Annotated in this window: 16 protein-coding genes; 7 read left to right on the top strand and 9 right to left on the bottom strand. The window is 69.0% G+C overall.

Annotated features, from left to right (window positions below):
• The first annotated feature begins 5 nt into the window (after positions 1–5).
• Positions 6–2,156 carry an SUKH-4 family immunity protein gene (locus M1E25_RS25830; protein WP_251418177.1) on the top strand — a complete coding sequence of 717 codons (2,151 nt, stop codon included), beginning with the start codon at positions 6–8 and terminating at the stop codon, positions 2,154–2,156.
• Positions 2,157–2,513: 357 nt separating this feature from the next.
• Here the strand turns inward: M1E25_RS25830 and M1E25_RS21325 are convergent, their stop codons facing one another.
• Both M1E25_RS21325 and M1E25_RS21320 read right to left on the bottom strand, forming a co-directional pair.
• Positions 2,514–4,169: an outer membrane protein assembly factor BamB family protein gene (locus M1E25_RS21325; protein ID WP_251418174.1), complete on the bottom strand. Its 1,656-nt coding sequence runs from the start codon at positions 4,167–4,169 to the stop codon at positions 2,514–2,516.
• Positions 4,166–5,494 (bottom strand): hypothetical protein, encoded by a 1,329-nt coding sequence (locus tag M1E25_RS21320; protein WP_251418172.1) that lies wholly within the window; start codon positions 5,492–5,494, stop codon positions 4,166–4,168. Before M1E25_RS21320 ends, M1E25_RS21325 begins: the two co-directional genes overlap by 4 nt.
• An 823-nt stretch (positions 5,495–6,317) precedes the next feature.
• Between M1E25_RS21320 and M1E25_RS21315 the strand changes: the two genes are divergently transcribed.
• The 3 genes from M1E25_RS21315 (at position 6,318) to M1E25_RS21305 (ending at position 10,121) form a co-directional block, all read left to right on the top strand.
• Positions 6,318–6,635, top strand: coding sequence for an SUKH-4 family immunity protein (locus tag M1E25_RS21315; RefSeq protein WP_251418169.1), 318 nt, complete (start codon positions 6,318–6,320; stop codon positions 6,633–6,635).
• 173 nt (positions 6,636–6,808) lie between these two features.
• On the top strand, positions 6,809–8,740 hold the full coding sequence (locus tag M1E25_RS21310; RefSeq protein WP_251418167.1) for an ATP-binding protein: 1,932 nt from the start codon (positions 6,809–6,811) through the stop codon (positions 8,738–8,740).
• 64 nt (positions 8,741–8,804) lie between these two features.
• Positions 8,805–10,121 (top strand): SUKH-4 family immunity protein, encoded by a 1,317-nt coding sequence (locus tag M1E25_RS21305; RefSeq protein ID WP_251418165.1) that lies wholly within the window; start codon positions 8,805–8,807, stop codon positions 10,119–10,121.
• Between the two features lie 215 nt (positions 10,122–10,336).
• On the opposite strand, the gene M1E25_RS21300 is transcribed toward M1E25_RS21305, so the two are convergent.
• Positions 10,337–10,699, bottom strand: a complete 363-nt coding sequence (locus M1E25_RS21300) for a hypothetical protein (protein WP_251418163.1) — start codon at positions 10,697–10,699, stop codon at positions 10,337–10,339.
• A gap of 475 nt (positions 10,700–11,174) precedes the next feature.
• On the opposite strand from M1E25_RS21300, the gene M1E25_RS21295 reads away from it, so the two are divergent.
• The 3 genes from M1E25_RS21295 to M1E25_RS21285 are packed head-to-tail and all read left to right on the top strand — an operon-like array spanning position 11,175 to position 12,696.
• Positions 11,175–11,489 carry a hypothetical protein gene (locus tag M1E25_RS21295; RefSeq protein WP_251418161.1) on the top strand — a complete coding sequence of 105 codons (315 nt, stop codon included), beginning with the start codon at positions 11,175–11,177 and terminating at the stop codon, positions 11,487–11,489.
• Between the two features lie 23 nt (positions 11,490–11,512).
• Positions 11,513–12,271, top strand: coding sequence for a WXG100-like domain-containing protein (locus M1E25_RS21290; protein ID WP_251418159.1), 759 nt, complete (start codon positions 11,513–11,515; stop codon positions 12,269–12,271).
• A gap of 26 nt (positions 12,272–12,297) precedes the next feature.
• Positions 12,298–12,696 (top strand): hypothetical protein, encoded by a 399-nt coding sequence (locus M1E25_RS21285; RefSeq protein ID WP_251418157.1) that lies wholly within the window; start codon positions 12,298–12,300, stop codon positions 12,694–12,696.
• A 101-nt stretch (positions 12,697–12,797) separates the two neighbouring features.
• Here the strand turns inward: M1E25_RS21285 and M1E25_RS21280 are convergent, their stop codons facing one another.
• The 6 genes from M1E25_RS21280 to mycP form a co-directional block, all read right to left on the bottom strand.
• A complete protein-coding gene (locus tag M1E25_RS21280) occupies positions 12,798–13,115 on the bottom strand; it encodes a hypothetical protein (protein WP_251418155.1) in 318 nt (105 codons plus the stop codon).
• 125 nt (positions 13,116–13,240) lie between these two features.
• Positions 13,241–13,801 (bottom strand): hypothetical protein, encoded by a 561-nt coding sequence (locus M1E25_RS21275; RefSeq protein ID WP_251418153.1) that lies wholly within the window; start codon positions 13,799–13,801, stop codon positions 13,241–13,243.
• 76 nt (positions 13,802–13,877) lie between these two features.
• Positions 13,878–14,963, bottom strand: coding sequence for a WXG100-like domain-containing protein (locus M1E25_RS21270; protein ID WP_251418150.1), 1,086 nt, complete (start codon positions 14,961–14,963; stop codon positions 13,878–13,880).
• 100 nt (positions 14,964–15,063) lie between these two features.
• Positions 15,064–15,393: a WXG100 family type VII secretion target gene (locus M1E25_RS21265; protein ID WP_251418148.1), complete on the bottom strand. Its 330-nt coding sequence runs from the start codon at positions 15,391–15,393 to the stop codon at positions 15,064–15,066.
• 288 nt (positions 15,394–15,681) lie between these two features.
• Positions 15,682–17,064 (bottom strand): S8 family serine peptidase, encoded by a 1,383-nt coding sequence (locus M1E25_RS21260; protein WP_251418145.1) that lies wholly within the window; start codon positions 17,062–17,064, stop codon positions 15,682–15,684.
• A gap of 104 nt (positions 17,065–17,168) precedes the next feature.
• Positions 17,169–18,452: a type VII secretion-associated serine protease mycosin gene (gene mycP / locus M1E25_RS21255; RefSeq protein ID WP_251418143.1), complete on the bottom strand. Its 1,284-nt coding sequence runs from the start codon at positions 18,450–18,452 to the stop codon at positions 17,169–17,171.
• Positions 18,453–19,352: the final 900 nt, after the last annotated feature.

Here is a 19,352-nt window from a genome sequence, read left to right as displayed (position 1 = left end):
TGACCGTGGATCGAGTGAACGGACCGTCGACAACGCCTCCTGGCCCCGGCTACGAACAGGCTTGCACGTGGCTGGAGGAACATCCGGGTGGTCTGCTGTGGGTCGGCGGCCTTCCGAGCGCGGGGAAGAGCCGGCTGCTCGAGCGGGTGGCAAGAGAGCAGAACGCGGTCGTGGTCGATTGCGGTGCAAAGTCCGCCGAGCAGGTCGCGGAAGACCTCGCGATCGCGTGGGGCACCGATTCCCCCCTGATGTTGGACGAGGGCCTGCGCAGCGCAGCGCAGCGCCTGGAGGAGAGCCACGTGGTCCTCCTGCTCAACACCCAGTGGGCCGGGCAACTGCGCACGTCCGTCGAACCGGACCGGGTGGTGCGCCAGATCGCGAAGTCGGTCCGGCAATCGACCCGGCCGGAGGTCGAGCTGACCCTCCTGGTCGAGGTCGCCGACGCCGTGAAGGCCGTGGAACGTCACGGCGGCCACGCACTCCGGCTGACCGGCGGAGTGCCTGCGAGCACTGCCCCGGAACGGGCCGGGCTCGCCGGAGGTCCGTCGGCACCCGAGGGGGTCAGCCCCGTCCTGGTGCCGGCGCTGGCGGAGACCGCGCGGATCCCTCTGGACCTCTGGGGCTCCTTGTGCACGGTCCTCGGAACCACACGGTCGGAGAGCCAACTCCGCACCCTGGCCGAGAACGAGGAACTTCTGGACCTCACAGAGGGAACAGACGGGGAGTTCTGCTTCGTGTCCTTCCGGCGCGAAGCCGATGCGCTTGCCTGGAGAAATGCCCTGTCCCCGGAACGGGCCGCTGAACTCCACACGCGAATCGTCGGCTTTCTGACGGCTGAGGATGCCTTCGGGGACTACTCCGCGCGCGCCCTTCCCGGGCATGCAGCAGCAGCCGGGCACCTCGAAACGCTCATCTCGGATCCCGCGCTCCTGGCCCGGCTCTCCCCGGAAGCGGTCTTCGAGGCCCTGCATGCGGCGCATCATGCGGATCCCATCGACCCGGACAGCCGATCTGCCGCGATGCACTACTTCTTGGAGCGCGGTGCGGCGCCGTGCTCCCAGGGAGAGTGGGTGGCGCTGCTGCATCACCATGCGGTCGGCAGCGGAGACGCGGACACGGCCCGAGCACTGCTGGCCACGGATGTGACACTGCCCTGGCGAACACTCTGGATGTACGGTCACAGCCCGGGCGCCTTCGACACCAGTGCCCCTGTGCGCCGCCCCGAGGTCAAGAAGCTGAGCTTCATGCGGACTGCTGATGCCGATGTCGTGGTGTGCACCGACTACGAGCGTCGGCAGAGTGCGTGGTCCGCCACAACCGGGCAACCAGTGGCGTTGGGATCGTCGTCCCCTGATGCGGCGGATGTTCTGCCGGCTGTGTACCGGTCGAACGCCGGATGGCCCGCATCCGGTGAACATCCCCAGGATGGAGCGCAGTTCCCGCGGCTCGACGGCAGCGTGCGCCGCGGCCTCCGTGTCGGTGAACTCGCGGTGCTGAGCGGTGAGGACGGGGTGTTCGTCCTGACTGTGGATCCCGCGGAGGTCGCTCGGCAGCCCGCACGTGTGATGAAGCGGATGCTTCCACCGGTCACCAGGATCGGGCGACGACCCCTGCCACCGGAGGCGCGTCTTCCGACGACCTCGTGGATGGAAGCCTCCCTCGGCCCAGGAACGGTCCACCGCATCCCTGAGAGTCGGCTTCCGGCCGGCCTCACCAACGCCGCTGCCCGCACGTTCCTGACGACCGTGGGGTTCCCGGAAGTCACCGAGTTCCTGGAGCTGCAGACCCCGAATGTCTCGGAGACCGGCCTCGCCCGCGATGAACGGTCACCGGAGGACTACGAGTTCCCCGTGGCCACCGGCGCAGCCTTCTATCACCTTGGCGAGTGGCAGGGTGCGTGCCTGCTCCTGGACGGAACCACGGGCCGGGTCGTGCAGGACGGCACCTCCGGAATCCGCGACCCGCTGGCTGCGAGCAGCCTCGGACAGTTCTCGGCCATGGTGAGGCTCTACCACTGGTGGTTCACTTCCGACTGGACCGTGGAAGACATGGAATCCCAGTTGTGGCAATGGCTGGAGGAAGTCGACCCCGATGCGTTCAGGTCGGACGGCTGGCAACGCGTTGCCGAGGACCACAACTTCGGCGACCGGGTCTGAGTCTAGGACGAGGGAGTGAGGCGACCCGGTCAAGACCGAGGAACAGCAGAGCCGATACCAGTCGACTCCGCGGGCATGGATGCCGACCACTGGGACCCTTCGGCTACGCACCCGGCTTCCCGAACCCGAGCCCCCTGACCCGGCACCGGCCCCGGATCTCGGACGACTCCACGGACCGGGGCCCACACGTACCGGCACCCCGCCGCAGGACCAGCTGTCGGCGAGAACCCGCAGACGACCCGCGACGGTCCCACCGCCCACCCGGCGGCCTGCTCCCCCGGCCCCGCACAGCGGACGGCGGTGCGGGTGACGGTATCCCGCCACCCGCACCGCAGCCGGAACGTGCCGGCCGTCAGCTCACTCGGTGGGGAGGGCGACCAGCGAGTACGCCTTCTGGTCCTCGAAGACGATCGGGGAGCCGTTCGACGTCACGAAGATCCGCCCGTTGTTCCAGTGCGGCATGGCATGGACGGTCGTCCCCTGGTCGAGGTCCTCCGGGTATTCGACCACGACGTTCTCGGCTCCGGTCCGGGGGTCGTACTCGATCAGCCGGGCACCCCTGTCGTTGTCGTTGTCGCGGACGAAGGCGCGGACTCGGTCGCCACCCGCGGCGGGCAACGGCACGAACCGACCGAACTTGAGCAGCTTCGTCTTCCAGAGCTGCTTGCCGCTGTCCAGGTCGTAGGCGGCCAGCAGTCCCATGTCCTTGTCCTCGGTCACCCCGATCGTGAAGACGTCCCCGAAGGCTCCGGCCGTGATCCAGGGCTGCCCGTCGGGGTCCTGGGTCTGGACGTACCTCGCCGGGAAGGGCGGCGAGAACTCGCTGCGCACCTTGCCGGTCTTCTCGTCGAGGGCGAACAGCCCGGCCTCCTTGCCGCCGCGCTCGAGGACGATGGGCGACGTGGAGATCACGGAACCGTCGTGCGCGATCTCGTGCCCAAGAACGTCGGTCGACGGGTAGCGGTAGGTCCACTTCGCCCGGCCCGTGGACGGGTCGATCAGGGAGACCTCGTCCCATTCCTTACTGGGGCTGATCCCCTGGCTGCACCCCCGCACCCTGATCAGTGCCTTGCCTCCGGTGAACTTTCCGGATCCGCAGGCTTTCGTCGCGAAGGCCCTGGGGTTCCACAGGGACGACCCGTCGCGGGTCCGGAGCGCGAGATTCGCCTTCTCCCCGCTGACGACCACGACCTCGCCGGACCGGGCGAGGCCCACGTTCGACGGCAGGTCCTTGTGCCACAGTTTCCGCCCGCTGCGGAGGTCGAACGCGGCGACATGATCGCACGCCCTCTGTTCCCCGTAGGTGACGATGCCGACGGATCCGCTGGAGTCCGAGGGAGCCTCGCAGACACGGTTGCCGTCGCCGGGAATGGCCGTCGCCCACAGCCGTTTTCCGTTGGCGGGATCGTAGGCCTTGAGTCCGTCGGGCAAGGTCTGGATCACGGCCTTCTCGGTGAACCACGTACCCCGGTTCTCCTGGGGCGGGTTCGTCGGATCGTGATCACCGTAGGCCGGCATGCTCCACAGGACGTTCTTGTCGGGTGACCCGTAGAGCAGGTACCAGCCGCCGCCTCCGGCACCGGCCAGGAGGAACAGGGCGACCACCAGGAGGACGACGAGTCCGGTCTTCTTCCGCGGCGCTGCGGGGTGGGGCGGCATGCCGGGCCCGGCTGCCGGGCCCGGGGGAGCCTGCAGCTGGTTCGGGAACGGACCGGGGGCTACGGGCTGCCGGACCGCGGCCGGCTGTTGCGGGCCCCAGCCCGAAGCGGCCTGCGGCTGCTGTTGCTGCTGCTGCTGCTGCTGCGGAAAGCCGTAACCGGAGGCAGGACCGGCCGGCTGCTGCGGAAAACCGTAGCCCGCAGCGGAGTCCGGCCCGGCGGACGGCGGCGGCTGCGGGCCCCAGCCAGGGGCCCCTCCGGGAGGAGGCTGCGCCGGGCTTCCGGGTGGCCCCAGGGGAGGCTGCCCTCCCGTGTCGGCCTCGTTCCCCGGCCCGGGGAAGCGGGCGTCACTCATCGGGCCATCCTCCTCACGTAGTCGGCCCATGCGGTCCGGAATTCGCTCGTCCCCATCCCGACGGCCGTACGCAACTGCGCATCGAGCTGCTTGGGGTTGCGGTAGTGCTCGACGACGAACCGGAACGCGGCCTGTTCGCCACCCTTCTCGGCGATGAACCGGAGGGCGAGATAGCTGAGGGCGTAGTCCATGGAGACGGTGTGCGGGTACTCGCCGAATGTCTCGCCGGGGAGCTTCCCGTCGAACCCCTTGCCCTTGAGCGAGCCGTCCACCCTCCACGAGGCGCGCCGGGGGTCGAAGCGGAAGGCGACGTAATCGGCGAATCCCTCGGCCACCCAGCCCCGAACGCCCTTGTCCTCCCCGGAGAAGAGGGTGTATTCGCCGCGGTCCATGGGCTGGAGCATGGCATGCGCGATCTCGTGCCGGGATATCTCCTTGGCGCCGCGGCCCCACTGCGATGAGGTGAAGCGGCTGGTGGAGGTGTCCATCTTGATGCGGGCGCCACCGAACTGGAGGCGCTCCTTGCCGGTGTTCTCCGTGTCGAAGGTCGGCATCGCCACGCTCATTCCGGCGTCCCAGCCCACGTCCTCCGAGGAGCTCGTGTAGAGGTTGGCATAGATCTTGCGGTTGGGTTCGAGCACGACCAGGAAGCCGCGGGGAATCTCGCCTCGAGACGGGCCCTTGGCCTTCCACAGGGCCAGATCGTCGCGTGCTCCTCGTTCGATGTGGGGAGCGAACCTGCTCGCCGCGGCCGCGTTCTTCGCGTCGGCGACGGTGATGGTGTTCGCCTGGCGCTTGACGTACATGTCGTCGTAGACGTCCCAGGGGGCCGGGTAGTAGACGAACCCCTTCTCGCCGTAGGCGGAGGGCGATCCGCCGACGCGCGTGATGCGGGGCTCCTCGTCCGCGGAGCCGCGCTTGACGATCCAGCGGTACCACTCGGCCACCGGCCGGACGTCCACGTTCTCGATCTTGTGGACGAATGCGACGTCCAGGGCGACCGAGGCGCCGTCGCCGTAGTCGTCGTTCCCGGTTCCGGTCTGCTCGAGAACGGTGTACTCGGCCTTCGCGAAGGGCACCTTGCGCAGGTTCCGGAAGACCTTTCGCTGTGTCTCCTTCGCCTTCCCTTCGAAGGGGGCGAGATAGGCGTCCTCGTCACCGCTCTTCAGTGCCCGCGTGCGGTCCTTCAGCAGCGCTTCGATCTCCTCGTAACCGAGGAGTTGCTCGGACTGACCGCCCGCCACCGAGGGCAGGGAATCCTCGAAGACGGTCCGCGCCAGTGCGATTCCGCCGATGCCGAGCACGGCCAGCACAGCCAGTGCCACGACGGCCGTGACAGCGCGCTTCAGCCCTCGGCCCCCGTCGTCGCCGGACGGGGTCGGCGGGTGGGGTGGACCGGCCGGGGGCGGATAGGGCTGTTGCTGCCAGGGCTGCGGCGGGCTCCCCGAGGGCCCGGGCGGTGGCGGATACGACATGAACTCCCCCTCTGATACCGATCAGTGCTGCACGGGACCGGTGTCGGCCGCACAGGCGCGGGAGGTGTGGCCGTATGGTGCGGCCGGTGGCGCGTGATGCTGCATCGCGCGAGGTCGACGAACCGAACCAGCTCGCGACCTGAAGCCCCCTGACCGATCTTCCCCGGTAGCGCACGCGCCGTCTTGATGCGTCGTCGCCTGCCGGAGCCCCTCCCCCGTTGATGTCCATGACACGGTACAAGCGCTGTCGAGCCCGATCGACGGTGAGCACCCTCGCGGTCGTGAAGATGTTGTGGGGGCGAAAGCGCGGCTTCTCCGACTGCTTCCTGAACCACCGGCATCCGCAGGCAAATCGATCGAGGCGGCAGGGGACACGACGTGCCGTCGATCAACGGTCGACAGCGCTCAGCCCCTGTGGCCGGGCCGGACGCTTCACCACCTCGGGGAAGGTCACGCGCCGGGGCTGTGTCGTCGTCCTGCTGATCGACGGCGGTCGTCCACAGCCGGGCAGGGGCCCAAGTACGCTCCACATGGACGGGCCGGCTCGCGACGGCCACCCGGTGCGGCGGCGCCGACCGTCTGCGCCGCCCTTCCCCGGCCGGGGCCCCGGCGAGCCCGACCGTCACCACCGACAGCCCCGTCCCGACAGCTTCGCACCCCACCGGGAGATCCCATGAACCCGTCACCTGAGCCCGCAGCGTCCGCGCCGCGCCCGCCCGCGAATGCCGACGAAGCACTGGCCATGGCCCGCGCCGAGTTCCAGCCCCTGCTCCCCGACGGAACCCCCGCGCCCCTGCACGTCCAGGAGTTCGACCTCGGCTACCTCGTGTACGCCGTCTTCCCCCGCCACGAGGACACCACCGCACCACCCACCCTCGGCGGCAGCCACGTGGTGGTCTCCAAGACCACCGGCAAACTCGGCTACGTACCCAACTTCCCGCCGGAGACCGCCATCGAGACCTACCGCAGGCACTACGCACCGGACGCATAGGACGCGAGGTCCCGGACCCGGCACCCTGGCGCCCGAACCCCGCCCCTCGAGGACGACGGACCGCGGTACTCATCGGCCTGCTCCCCCGGGAACCCGCACACGTCCTCCCCCCGGCCGGTCTTAGGATCGGGGAGTACGGGTGGACGTCCGCGACGGCGGAGGACGGGGGAACCATGACCGGCTCGACCGAGGGCTACGCACCGCACCCTCATGTCGGTGGCCGCACAGCGGCGCTGCGGGCGCTCGCCGCCTGGCGCATGGAGTGGCCGGGCACTCCGAGAGTCGTGGTGCTCACGGGTTCGCAGGGCAGCGGCCGTTCGCGTCTCCTGACCGGCTTTCTCATGCTGTGCGACCCGGAGTTCCGCAAGCGGTTGCCCCTGGACGACCTCGATCCGTCCACCGTGCCCCCGGAGCTCCCGGCACCGGCCGTGCCGAGTCCCGAGGGACTCACCGCGGCCCAGACGCTGTGGGCGCTGGCCGACCACTTCGGGCTGTCGGCCGCACGCACCGAGGACGTCTTCACCGAACTCTCCGCCCGTGACGACCCGTTGACGGTCGTGGTCCCGGACGTCGACCGGGCCGGCCCGGTGCGCGCCGCCGGGGAACCCGCCCGGTTGGTGCGTGAGATGCTCAAGCCGCTCGCCGCCACGGACACCGTCAGGCTGCTGGTGGACGTGCCGCGGGAGCTCGCCGCCGAGGTGCTCGCCGGTCTGCCCGACGGCACGGGCCGGATCGTCGACCTCGACGACGCGCAGTGGGCCGACCGGGAAGGGCTGGTACGCCAGGCGGAGGCACTGCTCGATCCCCGCTCCGGCGCCCCGGACCTTCCGTTCACCACCGATCCGCAGGCGCGTCGCGCGCTCGCCGAGTCAGTGGCCACGCAGGCCGGAGGCAGCTGTCTGACCGTGCAACTGGCCGCCCGGTGCATGCTGATGCAACCCGAGGGCTTCGACCCGTCGGACCCGTCGTTGCTCCCCGGCGACGTCGCTGAGGCCCTGGACCTGCACGCGCGGCGCCTGGGGTCCGATCCGCGGACGCTGCGGCTGATGCTGGCGCCACTGGCACTGGCCGAGGGTGACGGGCTGCCGCTGTCGCTGTGGGGCCCGCTGGCCCGGGCCGTTGCCGAACGGGACATGGACCGGGCGATCACCGACGGGATGCTGCTCGCGGGCCCGTTCGTCCAGCCGGTCGAGGCCGGACCCGCGGAGAACGGCGGCGCGGACCGCACCCTGCTGCGGCTGCTGCACCCCGGGGTGGCGGAGGAGATCCGCTCCGGGCTGCCGGACCTGCGGGCCGCACAGACCCGGGTCGCCATGGCCATGCTCGAATCGGTTCCGGGACAGGACTGGTCCAAGGCCGACCCGTACGTCCGCGACCACATCGCCGGCCACACGCTCGAAGCCGGACTGCTGCCCCAACTGCTCACCGACCCCGGCCTGTTCGCGCACGCCGATCCGGTCGCGCTGCGGGCGGCCGTCGAGGCCGTGCCGCTGGACCTGCTCGACGCACCGGCACGGACGTACCTGCGCACCGCCCCGCTGCTGACCCGGACCCAGGCACCCGCTGCGATGCGGGCAGCGCTGCTGGAGACCGCGTTCGTCGAGGACGGGCTGCCCGAGTACGCGGCCGCCGTGCATGGACTCGGTCTGGACCTGCCCTGGCGCACCCTCTGGAGCGTGCCCGCATCCGGCATCGGTGCGGTGACGGTCGGCCGTGTGCCGCAGCCGCCCGGGACCGACGGCGCCACCGTGCCGGCCCTGCCCGTCGCCGTGCTCGTCGTGCCCCCCGGTACGCCGGGGGCGCGGCAGGTGGACGCGTCGTCCGCCGTGCTCGTGCATCACCTGATGCAGCCCGGCCACGTCGACACCGATCCGCAGCACGTCCTGCGGCCCACGGACGAGGAGCGCGCGGCCGCGCCGCTCGGACTCAGCCGGGGCTCCGACTACCTGCGGGTGTGGGACCGGACGGCCGAGCGCATCGTCACCGCTCTCGTCTCCGACACCCCGGTCACTGCGGCGGACATCTCGCCCGACGGCGTGCTGGTGATCGCCACCGAGCGCGGTGCGCGGGCGCTGTGGATCCGCCCGCCGTTCGACCCCCGATAGCCTCGAACCGGACACCCGTGCACACCGTGACCACCCGCCTCCCGCGATACCGAAGGAGCTTCCCGTGATCAGCCAGGCTCAGGCGATCGCCGTCGCAGACCGATGGCTCAACCCGGACGGCGTCCAAGCGCCGCACCGCCGAGTCGGCATCCAGGAGTTCGACCTCGGCTGGGTCGTGTGGGCGGTGCCGCCCCCGCCGGAGCGCGACCCGGTGACCGGGGAGCGCCGGCCCCCGAGCGAGATGGGTAACGCGTGCGGGGTGGTCGACCGGCGGACGGGGCAGCTGTCGGTGTGGCCGTCGGTTCCGGTGGACGAGGTCGTGCGGATGTACCAGCTCAAACACCGTGGCAGGGGCGGGGGCGGCGACGGAAATCCGCCGGTCACCGGTCCCGGCAACACCACGGTCGTCACCTACCTCGACCACACCGACGGCACGGAGACCTCGCTGTTCCGCAACTCCGCCCCGGGACTGCCGCATTCGGAGTACCAGGCGTACGCCGAGCTCCAGCGGATGGGTGTGCCGGCGCAGAACGTGCTGGCCGTCCACACCGACCTCGCCTCGAGCGAGCTGCCCGGCGGTTACCCGGGCGTCATGCTGCGCGGGGCGTTCCCCAACGCGAAGTTCTCGTGCACGCAGCCGTACGGCCTGCGGCCCCAGGAGCGTGCCGAGGGCGTGGCCGGGCTGCTCCAGCACGTCGAGACGATGCACCGGATCGCGGGCCAGGAGCCGCCGCCGGCGCCGCACCGGACGCCGGTGCCGGCGAACGTGACGGCGGCCGAGCCGATGTCAGACCCCGATCTCGGCCGCCATCTGGCCGAGGCGTTCGGCGGCGGCGTGCTGCGGCATGCGCCCGAGGTGATCGCGGGCACACCGCTGCCGGATGCCTCGAAGGCCACGCTCACGGAGGCGGGGCTGCCCGCGGACCTGCCGTTCTTCTTCACCGCGGACCGGCCGGACGCGCCCCCGCCGGGCGGGCTGTTCACCGATGCGGCGACATACCTGCGGGAGATCGGCACCGGCGCCAACGAGACGGTCCTCAACACGCTGAGCGGCCATGTGCGGATCGGCTCGGACGGCGTCAGTGCCATCACGGTGCAATGCAACGCCCCTGAGCACATGCCCACGCCCGCCGGCCAGGTGTGGGCGGTTCCGCAGGACGCCATGGGCCGTCGGGTGAACCGGTCGGTCGCGGCGTTCGTCCGGTCCCTGGCCCTGCTGGCCACGACGCGTCAGCGGATGCAGGGCATGGACCCGATGGCTGCGGGCACCGCGGTCGCGGAGTTCCAGCAGCAGCTGGTCGCCGTCGATCCGACGGCGCTGGAGGAGGAGAACGGCTGGTGGACGGTGATCGTCGAGCAGATGTGGCACGGCCTGTTCTGACGGCCCGGCTCGACCTGGACATCCAAGGCTTGTGTGAAAGTAGCGGCGTCCACCCCTGGGGCAGGGCTTGCGGCGTCTGTGCGGCCGCAAGGCGGAGAGTCGGCCTCTGGGGTTCCCCATGCCGCAGGCCAGGGGAGGGATACTCGGACGATTCGACAACGCAGCGGATGTGCGTGCCGGGCGCCGCGAACCAGAGGGGACTTTCACAACACGCCTCAGAAGTACCCGCTGATCAGCAGGCTGTCCGTCAGGAGCAGGACCACAACGATCGCAAGGCTGATCCGGGTGCGGCCCCGGCGGCTCAACGCGGCCGCCCCTGCAGCGCAAAGGAGCACCGCCGCGTACCAGGCCGTCATCGCAGCGCCCCGCCCCTCGCTCAGGGAGCGCACGAGGCCGTGAACGGCCGAGACCGCGAGCACCAGGACGACGATCAACGAGGCGTTGCGGGTGAGAGCCGGATCATCGCGCCGTTCGGGGTCGTTGAGCAGGCCACGTCGTTCGTGCGAGGTCCGCGCCGTCTGCCAGTGCAGAGCGAAGTTCTCCCGGCGCTCGTGCTCGTCGCCACCGCGGTTGTTCATGGACTGGAGCCTACAAGCGGCGGAACGGGACCTCTCGGTTGCGTACGACGACCGCGATGAGGGCACCCGCACCCCATGCCGCCCAACACCGGTGAGCGAGGACGGCAGCAGGGCCCGCGCCGGCACGGCGGGCACGCGCGGACACCGACCGGCGGCAACCGCGTCCGCAACTCCGCTCCGGCTCCGGCTGAGTCCACCTCTGTGGCTCGGCGGGGCATGTGGAGACCGGACCACCAGGATGCCGCACATCCCGGGTCCGACCACGACGGTCCGAGCAGAAACGTCTGGGTGTGGATGCGGCCCCAGAGCTCGTTGCCGGGGTCGTGGCCGCCGGGGCTGTGTGCGACGGAACCGTGCGAATGCGGAAACCAGGCCGTCGTTCCTGTCGCGGAACAGGCCTTGTAAGGTACCCACCGGCCAGGCCGACGGCTCAAAGGTGACCCGGCCGGAGGATGCGGGAGCGACGGGGGCAACGATGGGTTTCGACGTCGAGCACACCGATCTTGAGAGCTACGCCAAGCAGATAGCCCGCGCTGCCGAGGATCTCGAGCAGGCAAGGCGCTACTGCAACGCCCACAGCGCCGTCGGCGTGTCCGACCAGGGCCTGATCAACCTGTTCCTCACCACGCACACCGCGGCCGTCCAGCAGGCGACGGAAGCCCTGGCAAAGGCCCAGGAGATCGTTCGGCAGTCCGGGGCCGAGATGGCCGCGTCGGCGAAGTACTACCGCGAGACGGACGAGAACAACGCCGCCGAGGTCGACGCCACGTACCCCGCGAGCAAGCGGTAACGGCGGGAGAAGGAGACCTCGACATGTCAGGATTCGCGGACTCGTCCGAACCGACGACGTTCCTCACCCCGCCGAAGCAGCCCGAGGAGTTCTCGCAGGGCCTGCTGCTCGACACGTTCAACGACTGCAGTGACCTGATGAGCCCGACGTACTGGGTCACCGAGGCCTACGACATGATCTTCGGGTTCAATCCGCTCGACGAGGTCGTCGAGTGGTTCTCCGGGGACTGGGAGGCTCTCGCCAAGTGCGCCGAACTCTGGACGAACATCGGCAAGGCCTGTGAGGCAGTCTCGGAAAACCTGAAGGCGGGCAACAAGTCGCTGGACGCGACCTGGAACGGCAACGCTGCCGACGCCGCCTACGTCTACTTCGACGAACTGGCGAAGAAGCTGCACGGCCAGAAGGAATCCTTCGACACACTGTGCACGGAGTACAAGCGCCTCGCCCATGCCGCCTACTCGACTGCCGAGGCCATCAAGGGCTACCTCTCGGGAATCATCGATGGGCTGCTGATCACGGCGCTCGAACTGGCGGGCGGGACCTTGCTCTCGTGGACGGGCGTCGGAGCCGCGGTCGGCTACGGGCTCGCCGCCCTGGAGATCGCGAACATCCTGCGGCTGTGGGCCCAGGCGACCTCGGCCCTGGGGAACGTGCAGGCCATCGTCAACGGCGCGGTGGGCGTCGTCGAGACGGTCGGCGCCACCCTCTACGGAACGTTCCAGGGCTTCCCGATCCCCAACAGCGGCTCCCCCTACGAGCACCCGAATCCGGCCGTCACCTGACGCCCCGGTGAATCGAGAGATCCACGTTGAGCAACGAACGCGAGATCGGCGATGCCGACCTGACCGACATCACCGGTGGCGACGAGGCGCGGGCCCGTGCGCTGCGCAAGACGCTCCAGAAGCTGGCCAGGAGTTCCGAGGCCGGTGCGCCCCTCCAGGAGATGGCACGGGAAGTGCTGTCCGGGAGAATCGGCCTGCGCGAGGCAATGCGGATCAACGCCTATGCCGAGGCTCTGGGCGAGCGGGTCGCCGAGGGGCGCAGGGCCTACGAAGCCCTGCCACCGGAGGAGTTGGAGCGCCAGCAGGAGGAGGCTCGGCGTTACCTCGACGCACAGCGCGAGGAGATCGAGGACGAGCGCCGGGGCCCCGCGAGCGGGCCTCCCGGCGGGCCGTCGCGCCACGACGGTGGCGGCCGACGGCTGTAGGGCGCATCCGGCGGAGCTTGCGCAACTCCCACCGGGGCCCGAGTTCGGTGCAGCCCGACGGGCGCCGCTCTGCGCCCTGCCGTGAACCCGGACCTGCTTGCTCAGAGGGCTCGTGAACCGAACATGACCAGACCGGCAGCCGCAAGGATTCCGAGAGCGCTGAACAGACGCCGCCATGACCGGATCCTGTTGGCCCTGACCGCCAGGATGCCCGCTCCGACGGCGACCGCACCGCCGACGATGCCTCCCACCCGTCCGGCGACGGACAGCCCCGGCGAGTCCGTGAAGAAGGCCAGAAGGCCGCCCGTCGTCCCTGCCACCGCCATGCTGCCGCACAGGAACAGGACCAGGAGGAAGGTGTTCCTCCACACCAAGTCCCACGTCTGGGCCGACCCGTCGTCTCGCATGTCGTTCATCATGGCCCCGATGCTACGAGGCCGTACCGCGATCGGGTACGGCAGCATCCGAACTCGCAAACGCGACGGGCCGTGATGCCCGCCGCGCTGCAGCGGCGGCGGACGGCAACTGCCGGGCGCAGCCGGTTTCAGCCCGAACGCAGCCACTGGTCGGCGAGGGCGACGGCTACGAGTCCGCCGGCCAGCATCCACATGCCCAGGCGGGTGCGACCCCGGCGGCTCAGCTCGATGACGACGCCGCAGAGTATGAGCGCCGCCCCGTAGACGCCCATGACCAGGACCGACGGCTGGTCGCTGAGCCGCACGACGAGCACCACGGCCGCGATCGCCATGAACGTGCCGGCCACGCGCATCCGCAGGCTGCGGGCCTGGCTCGGGCTGAGCGGTCGCTTGCCGTCCTCGTCCGGCGCGCCTTCGTCGTATGCCTCTCCGTCCGGCGGCTCCTCGGCGACGGCCACATCGGCACGGGCGTCCTCACGAAGTGCGTCCTCGGTGTCGACGGCCCGCGCTTCCTCGCGAGGTGCTGCCCCGTCGAGGGCCTTCGCCTGCGCCGGTTTCCCGGCTTCGGGGGCCGCCGCCTCACGCCCGCCCCGGGTTGAATCGTCGCCTGCTTCAGCGGACCCGTCGTGCGCTTCGGCCGGCTTCGGGGAGTCGTCGCGACGCTCGTCGCTGTCGGTTGTTGAGGTCATGACCGGAAGCCTAGACGGCGCAGGTCGGGGCTTGGCCGCTTTCGTCGTACCGGCCTTCTGCGAGGGGTCCACGGAATCAGCCGAAGGTGCTGCGGACGTCGTCCGCCGACGCCGGGACCGGAGTACGGCTCGCCTCGCCGGGGTCTGCGGACGCAGGAGGCTCATCGGTGGACGCCACGGCATCGGATGCAGCCCCGCCGTCCGTACTGCCGTCCGCAGGGGCACTGTTGCCACCGGACGCCCATGCGGTCAGCCGGTCGACGTGGGGCTGCGCGTAGCCCTCCGCACGGGACTGCGCGTGTCCGGTCGCAGCGTCCACATAGGTCTTGGGGTCGGCCAGGCCCTGCGCCGCGTCCACCTGCGCCTCGTAGGTCTCCTTCACCTTGCCGGTGAACGCGTCCTTCCCGGCGCCGACCGCCTCCCCGACGTCGACCCCGTCCCGGGCGCCGAAGTAGGCCTCGACGCCCTGTTGGCCGAGGCTCTGGGCAGCGGCGGTCCCCGCGTCCTTGCCGCCTTCGACGACCATGTCCGTCGCCGTCTGTTTGGCGTAGTCCCAGGCCTGCTTGCGGCCGTAGTCGGCCACCGCCTGGAGGGTCTCCTTCGCCACGGCCTTCTTGAGCAGGCGCTTGATGGTGTCCATCGTCGCGTGCTTCATGGCCTTGGTGACGGCCTCGACGACGGCCTGTTTCATCTCGTCCAGGATTCGCCGGACGATCACCCGGGTGGCTTGGGTGGCACCGAGGGCGCCGACCTCGGACAGGCCGAGGGTGAAGGGTGCGGCCGCCTGGGCAGCGATGATCTCGCAGGCCAGGATGACGAGTTGGGCGATGACCGCGATCTTGCCCGCAAGGACGGCAACCGCCGCCGCATCGAAGGCGAAGGCGATGGCCAGGGCAGCAGTCTGCGCGTCCTGCAGATGGCCACCCGAACCCCCGCCGAACTCGTTCCAGGTCTCGGTGAACGCCTCGATGGCCTCACCCGAGTTCGCGGCGACGACCTCGTTGGACGCGGTGACGGCCCGGTATTCGAGCTCGCTGATCGTGGTGGCGAAGTCGCGCCAGGTCTGCGCGACCTCGTGGAGCTTCTCCTCGTCGGCTTCCGGCCAGTTGTACCCGAGCAGGTCCAGGACCCACACGAGTTCGCCGGGCAGTGTCAGTGACACAGTCTTCTCCCCCGTACTGTGGCTGAGCTTGGGTATTGCGCCCGGCGCCCGCCGCGGACGCACCGGCCTCCGCGGGGCGCCGTGAGCGCGGCGGTGCGGATCAGACCAGCGGGCGCTGGACCTGGCTCATGGTGGTGACGCCGTCCAGGTCTGCGGCGCTGTACTTCTTGCCCATCGCGTTCAGGTTGTCCCCGATGGTCTCGAGTCGTTCACCGAGCGAATCCATGGACGTGAACATGCCATCCCGGATCGGGGTGTAGACGTCACCGAAGATGTCGCCGAAGTCCGCATCGGCCCAGGGCTCACCGAGCTTGTCGAGATCCGCCTGCAGGCGACGCGACGCTGCGGTGAAGTCGGCGCCGATGTTCACGAAGGCGTCGCCCTGCTGCTTGAGAACCGCTGGATCGACGTAGAACTCACTATTCGGCACGCAGTCCCCCTGGCCACTGTCTTCAGCTGACGACTCCACGCGGGAGTCGTGCGCTCACCCTAGGGGAGCAGGGTGATGGAGCGTCAAATTTACTGCTGTGCAGAAATGTTGTGCGGAATGTAGAGGTCGCAGGTGCACCGGCTCAGTGGCCGTGGGCAGGCAGACGACGGGCGATGGAGCATGTCCGAGGAGACCGTGTGCGGCGGATGCGGCAACCGGCCACCGACAGCCGGGTCCGCGGCCCGAAGGCTGCGGACCCGGAACCCACCACGTCACCCAGTGCCCGAACTACAGCCGCGGCGGCGGCCCGGGCGGATAGGGGCCGGTGGGCGGATCCTGCTGCGGCCCGGGCGGGTACGGGCCCTGCGGAGCGGATCGCCGGTACGGGCCGGACGGGTACGAGCCGTGCGGAGTCACCTGCTGCTGGTACGGACCAGGCGGCTGCTGCGGGTACCCGGGAGCAACCGGCTGCCCGTAGCCGCCAGGCCCACCAGGAGGCGAACCGTTGCGGCGGGCCTTCTTCACCACGACGACGATCAAAATGACCGCCAGGGCGAGGAACCCGGCGATGACGGCAATGACGGCAAGCATCATGAGCAGGCCTCCGGCCAAGATCGCCGTGAGCAGCGGGCTGGCCCCTTCGTCCGCACCGGTCTGCGCGTCGGACGCATCGTCCCGTGACCCCTCGACGTCGGCCGGGTCCGCCTTCGGTACGTCCAGAGGGCCGTACTTGGAGCCGGCAGGAATATTCTCCGTCAGGGCACGCAGGGGACGAATGACGCCATACCCATAATGCTCGTCCGGAAGCTTCTCGACACCGTCCGGCTTGAGCGCGGTCTTCGTCAGTCGATTTGCAACCTGGCCAGCCGTGAGGTCCGGGAACTTGGATCGGATCAGGGCTGCAGCAGCTGGCACGTAAGCCGTCGCAGAGGATGTACCTTCTGTGATCCCGTAGGGTACCGAGTTTCCGGCCGAATAAACATCGACTCCAGGAGCGGTCAACTTCACCTGCGGACCATAGCTGGAATCCCTCCAAATTTTGGCGGAAGCATCGACGGCTCCAACCGCGAAGACGCCTGGGTAGGATGCAGGATATTGTTTGGTGTCAGTCCCAGAATTTCCGGATGCAGCAACCAACAACACGTCACGTTTCAAGGCATGGGCAACCGCTCGCCTCTCCTGTTCCGAAGAACCGTAGCTGCCAACCGACATGTTGACCACAGAGGCACCGTTGTCAACGGCATAGCGAATTGCTTTGGCTATCTGCCACCCCTCCCCTCTGCCTTCTTCATCGCCGGCGTAGAGCTTGATAGGGAGGATCTTCACATCGGGAGCCAGACCTTTGATTCCGTCAGAGCCCCGGGGACCGTGACCATGTCCAGCGATGATGGACGTCATCGCCGTGCCATGGTTTCCCTGGACTTCCTGATTGGCGGCACCGCCCCCGCTGATCAGACTCGTTCCTGGGAGAACGCTTCCCTTCAGATCGGGGCGATCTCCGTTCACCCCGTTGTCGATGACGGCGACGGTGACACCTGCACCGGTGGAATCCTTCCAGACTCGCCGGGCATCGAAAGCCTTCAACGGCCATTGGTTGTCCCGCGTTTGGTCTGCCGAGGCGACAGGGGCCATCCCAAAGAACAGTGCTCCCACCATCGCGGCGCTGCCCACCGCATGCAGCGTTCGTGTAGTTCTCATCCCCTGCCTCTCACCAAATCCGGGTCCGCAGCCTGAAGGCTGCGGACCCGGAACCCACGAGTCATCCAATGTGCGAACTACTGTCGAGGAGGCGGGGCAGACGGGTACGAACCCGGCGGAGGTTCCTGCTGCTGGTGCGGGTTGGGGTGGTGCTGCGGGTAGCCAGGCACACCACCCTGATGGCCCCAGCCTCCCGAACCACCGGAAGGAGGGCCGTTCCTGCGGTTCTTACCCTTCACCACCAGCGCGATCACGACGACAAGGAGGGCCAACACGCCAAGAACAAGCACGATGGCTACCGGGCTGATCCCACCGTTCTCATCACTCGCGTTGTCGCCGGACGAACTCCCCGGTGCCCCGGCCGAAGGATCCGACTTCGGCACTTCCAGGGGGCCGTACTTGGAGCCCGCCGGAACGTCCTCCGTCAGTGCGCGGAGGGGACGGATGGTGCCGTATCCATAGTGCTCGTCCGGAAATTGGCTCACGCCATCAGGTTTGAGTGCAGTCTTCGTCAACCGATTGGCAACCTGCCCAGCAGTGAGATCAGGAAATTTCGCGCGGAGCAGAGCGGCTGCAGCCGACACATAGGCGGTCGAATCGGATGTGCCGTCTGCGAACCCGTACTGAACTTCGGTTCCCGCAGAGTTGATGTGAACTCCGGGTGCGGTCAACTTCAGATGGGGACCGTAAGTCGAGTTTTCCCAGATCGTTCCCGTCGAATCAACAGCTCCGACTGCAAGGACACCCGGATAGGCAGCCGGATACTGCTTGTTGTTCGTCCCTGAGTTACCCGCTCCAGCTACGACGAGCACATCGCGCTTCAAGGCATAGGCGATTGCTCGCTTTTCCTCGTCGCGCGAATTGTGCCCCGCAATGGACATGTTGATGACCGTCGCACCGTGGTCAACGGCATACCTGATCGCCTTGGCAAGCTCACCGTCGCCTGCCGAATCTTCCTCGCCATCGCTCACCTGCAGGGGGAGAATCTTGACATCCGGTGCGAGACCCTTTATCCCCTGGGAACCACCCGGCCCGTGACCGTGCCCTGCGATCAGGGATGCCATCCCCGTACCGTGGTCACTGTTCTCCACGCGATCCGCCGTCCCAGCACCGGTGAAATCCTTCCCCGGAAGGACGTTCCCCCTCAAATCGGGGTGATCACGGTTCACTCCGTTGTCGATGACTGCGACCGTGACACCCCGGCCCGTGGAAAGCCGCCACACCTTCTCGGCGTCAAAGGCCTTCAATGGCCACTGGCTGTCCCTGATCTCGTCGGCCGACGCAACAGACCCGGTTCCGATGAGCAGCGCTCCCGCCAGCACAGCGCTGCCCACCGCACGCAGCGTTCGCGTGACACTCATGCCCGTACCTCTCCCCAAAGGGCGGGCCGCAGAGTGAAGACTTGCGGGCCCGCCCACTGTCGATGGCTCTCTTGGCTACTCGATGACCCGAGGAGCAACATTACGCTGCGGGGTCCACGTCTCCTCTTCCTCAACCAGGTAGTCAGGACGCTCACCCCCCCTGTCCTCCCGGTTCCCGGATGCACCGTGAGCGCCAGTGGCTCCCGCCATTCCGCGCCCGCTGGCAGGCTTGCCCGCCTGACTTCCACCTCGGCTCCGGTGCAGACCCGAGCCGCCTTGCGCACCGGCTCCAGCGCCCTTGGCCTTGCCGACGACGCCCCCGCGCTGACGCGCCAGGGAACCTCCACGGCCCGATCCCTTGGCACCCCCCGCACCAGCAGCACCTGCACCTGCAGCACCTGGCATGCCGGTTCGTGCACCACCGCGTGAGCCCGCGCCTCCGGCAGCGCCTGCTCCCATTCCGCCCCCAGGCATCCCTGGGATACCTGTAGTCCCGGAGGTTGATCCTGCACCCCCGGCTCCGACACCGCTGCCGAGTCCTCCGGCTCCGAGGCCACCGCCGCCGACCCCACCACCAGCACCCACTCCCCCGGTGCCGCTGTTGAAGCCACTCAGACCGGTCCCGATCTGAGATCCGCCTCCACCCGAAATTCCGGGCGTACGAGGCGCAGTGATATCGGACGACGGCATCGAGATGCCTCCTGGACTGGTCGGCTTGTAAGCGCCGGCTCCGCCTCCGGAAGGCATTCCTGACGGGACCGGACCGACCGATCCGACGTTCGGATTGTTCGGCCCACCGGGATAAGGAGGTGGTGTTCTTTCATGAACGCCTCCGGACCCGCCCTCCTTCAAGACCTTCGACTGCGCCTTGTAGGTCGCAGCCAGAGACTCCATGGGAAT

The sequence above is a fragment of the Streptomyces meridianus genome (assembly GCF_023703325.1).
Classification (GTDB): Bacteria; Actinomycetota; Actinomycetes; order Streptomycetales; family Streptomycetaceae; genus Streptomyces; species Streptomyces meridianus.
Note: the sequence above shows the minus strand (reverse complement) of the source record. Positions and strands in the feature narration are given on the sequence as shown.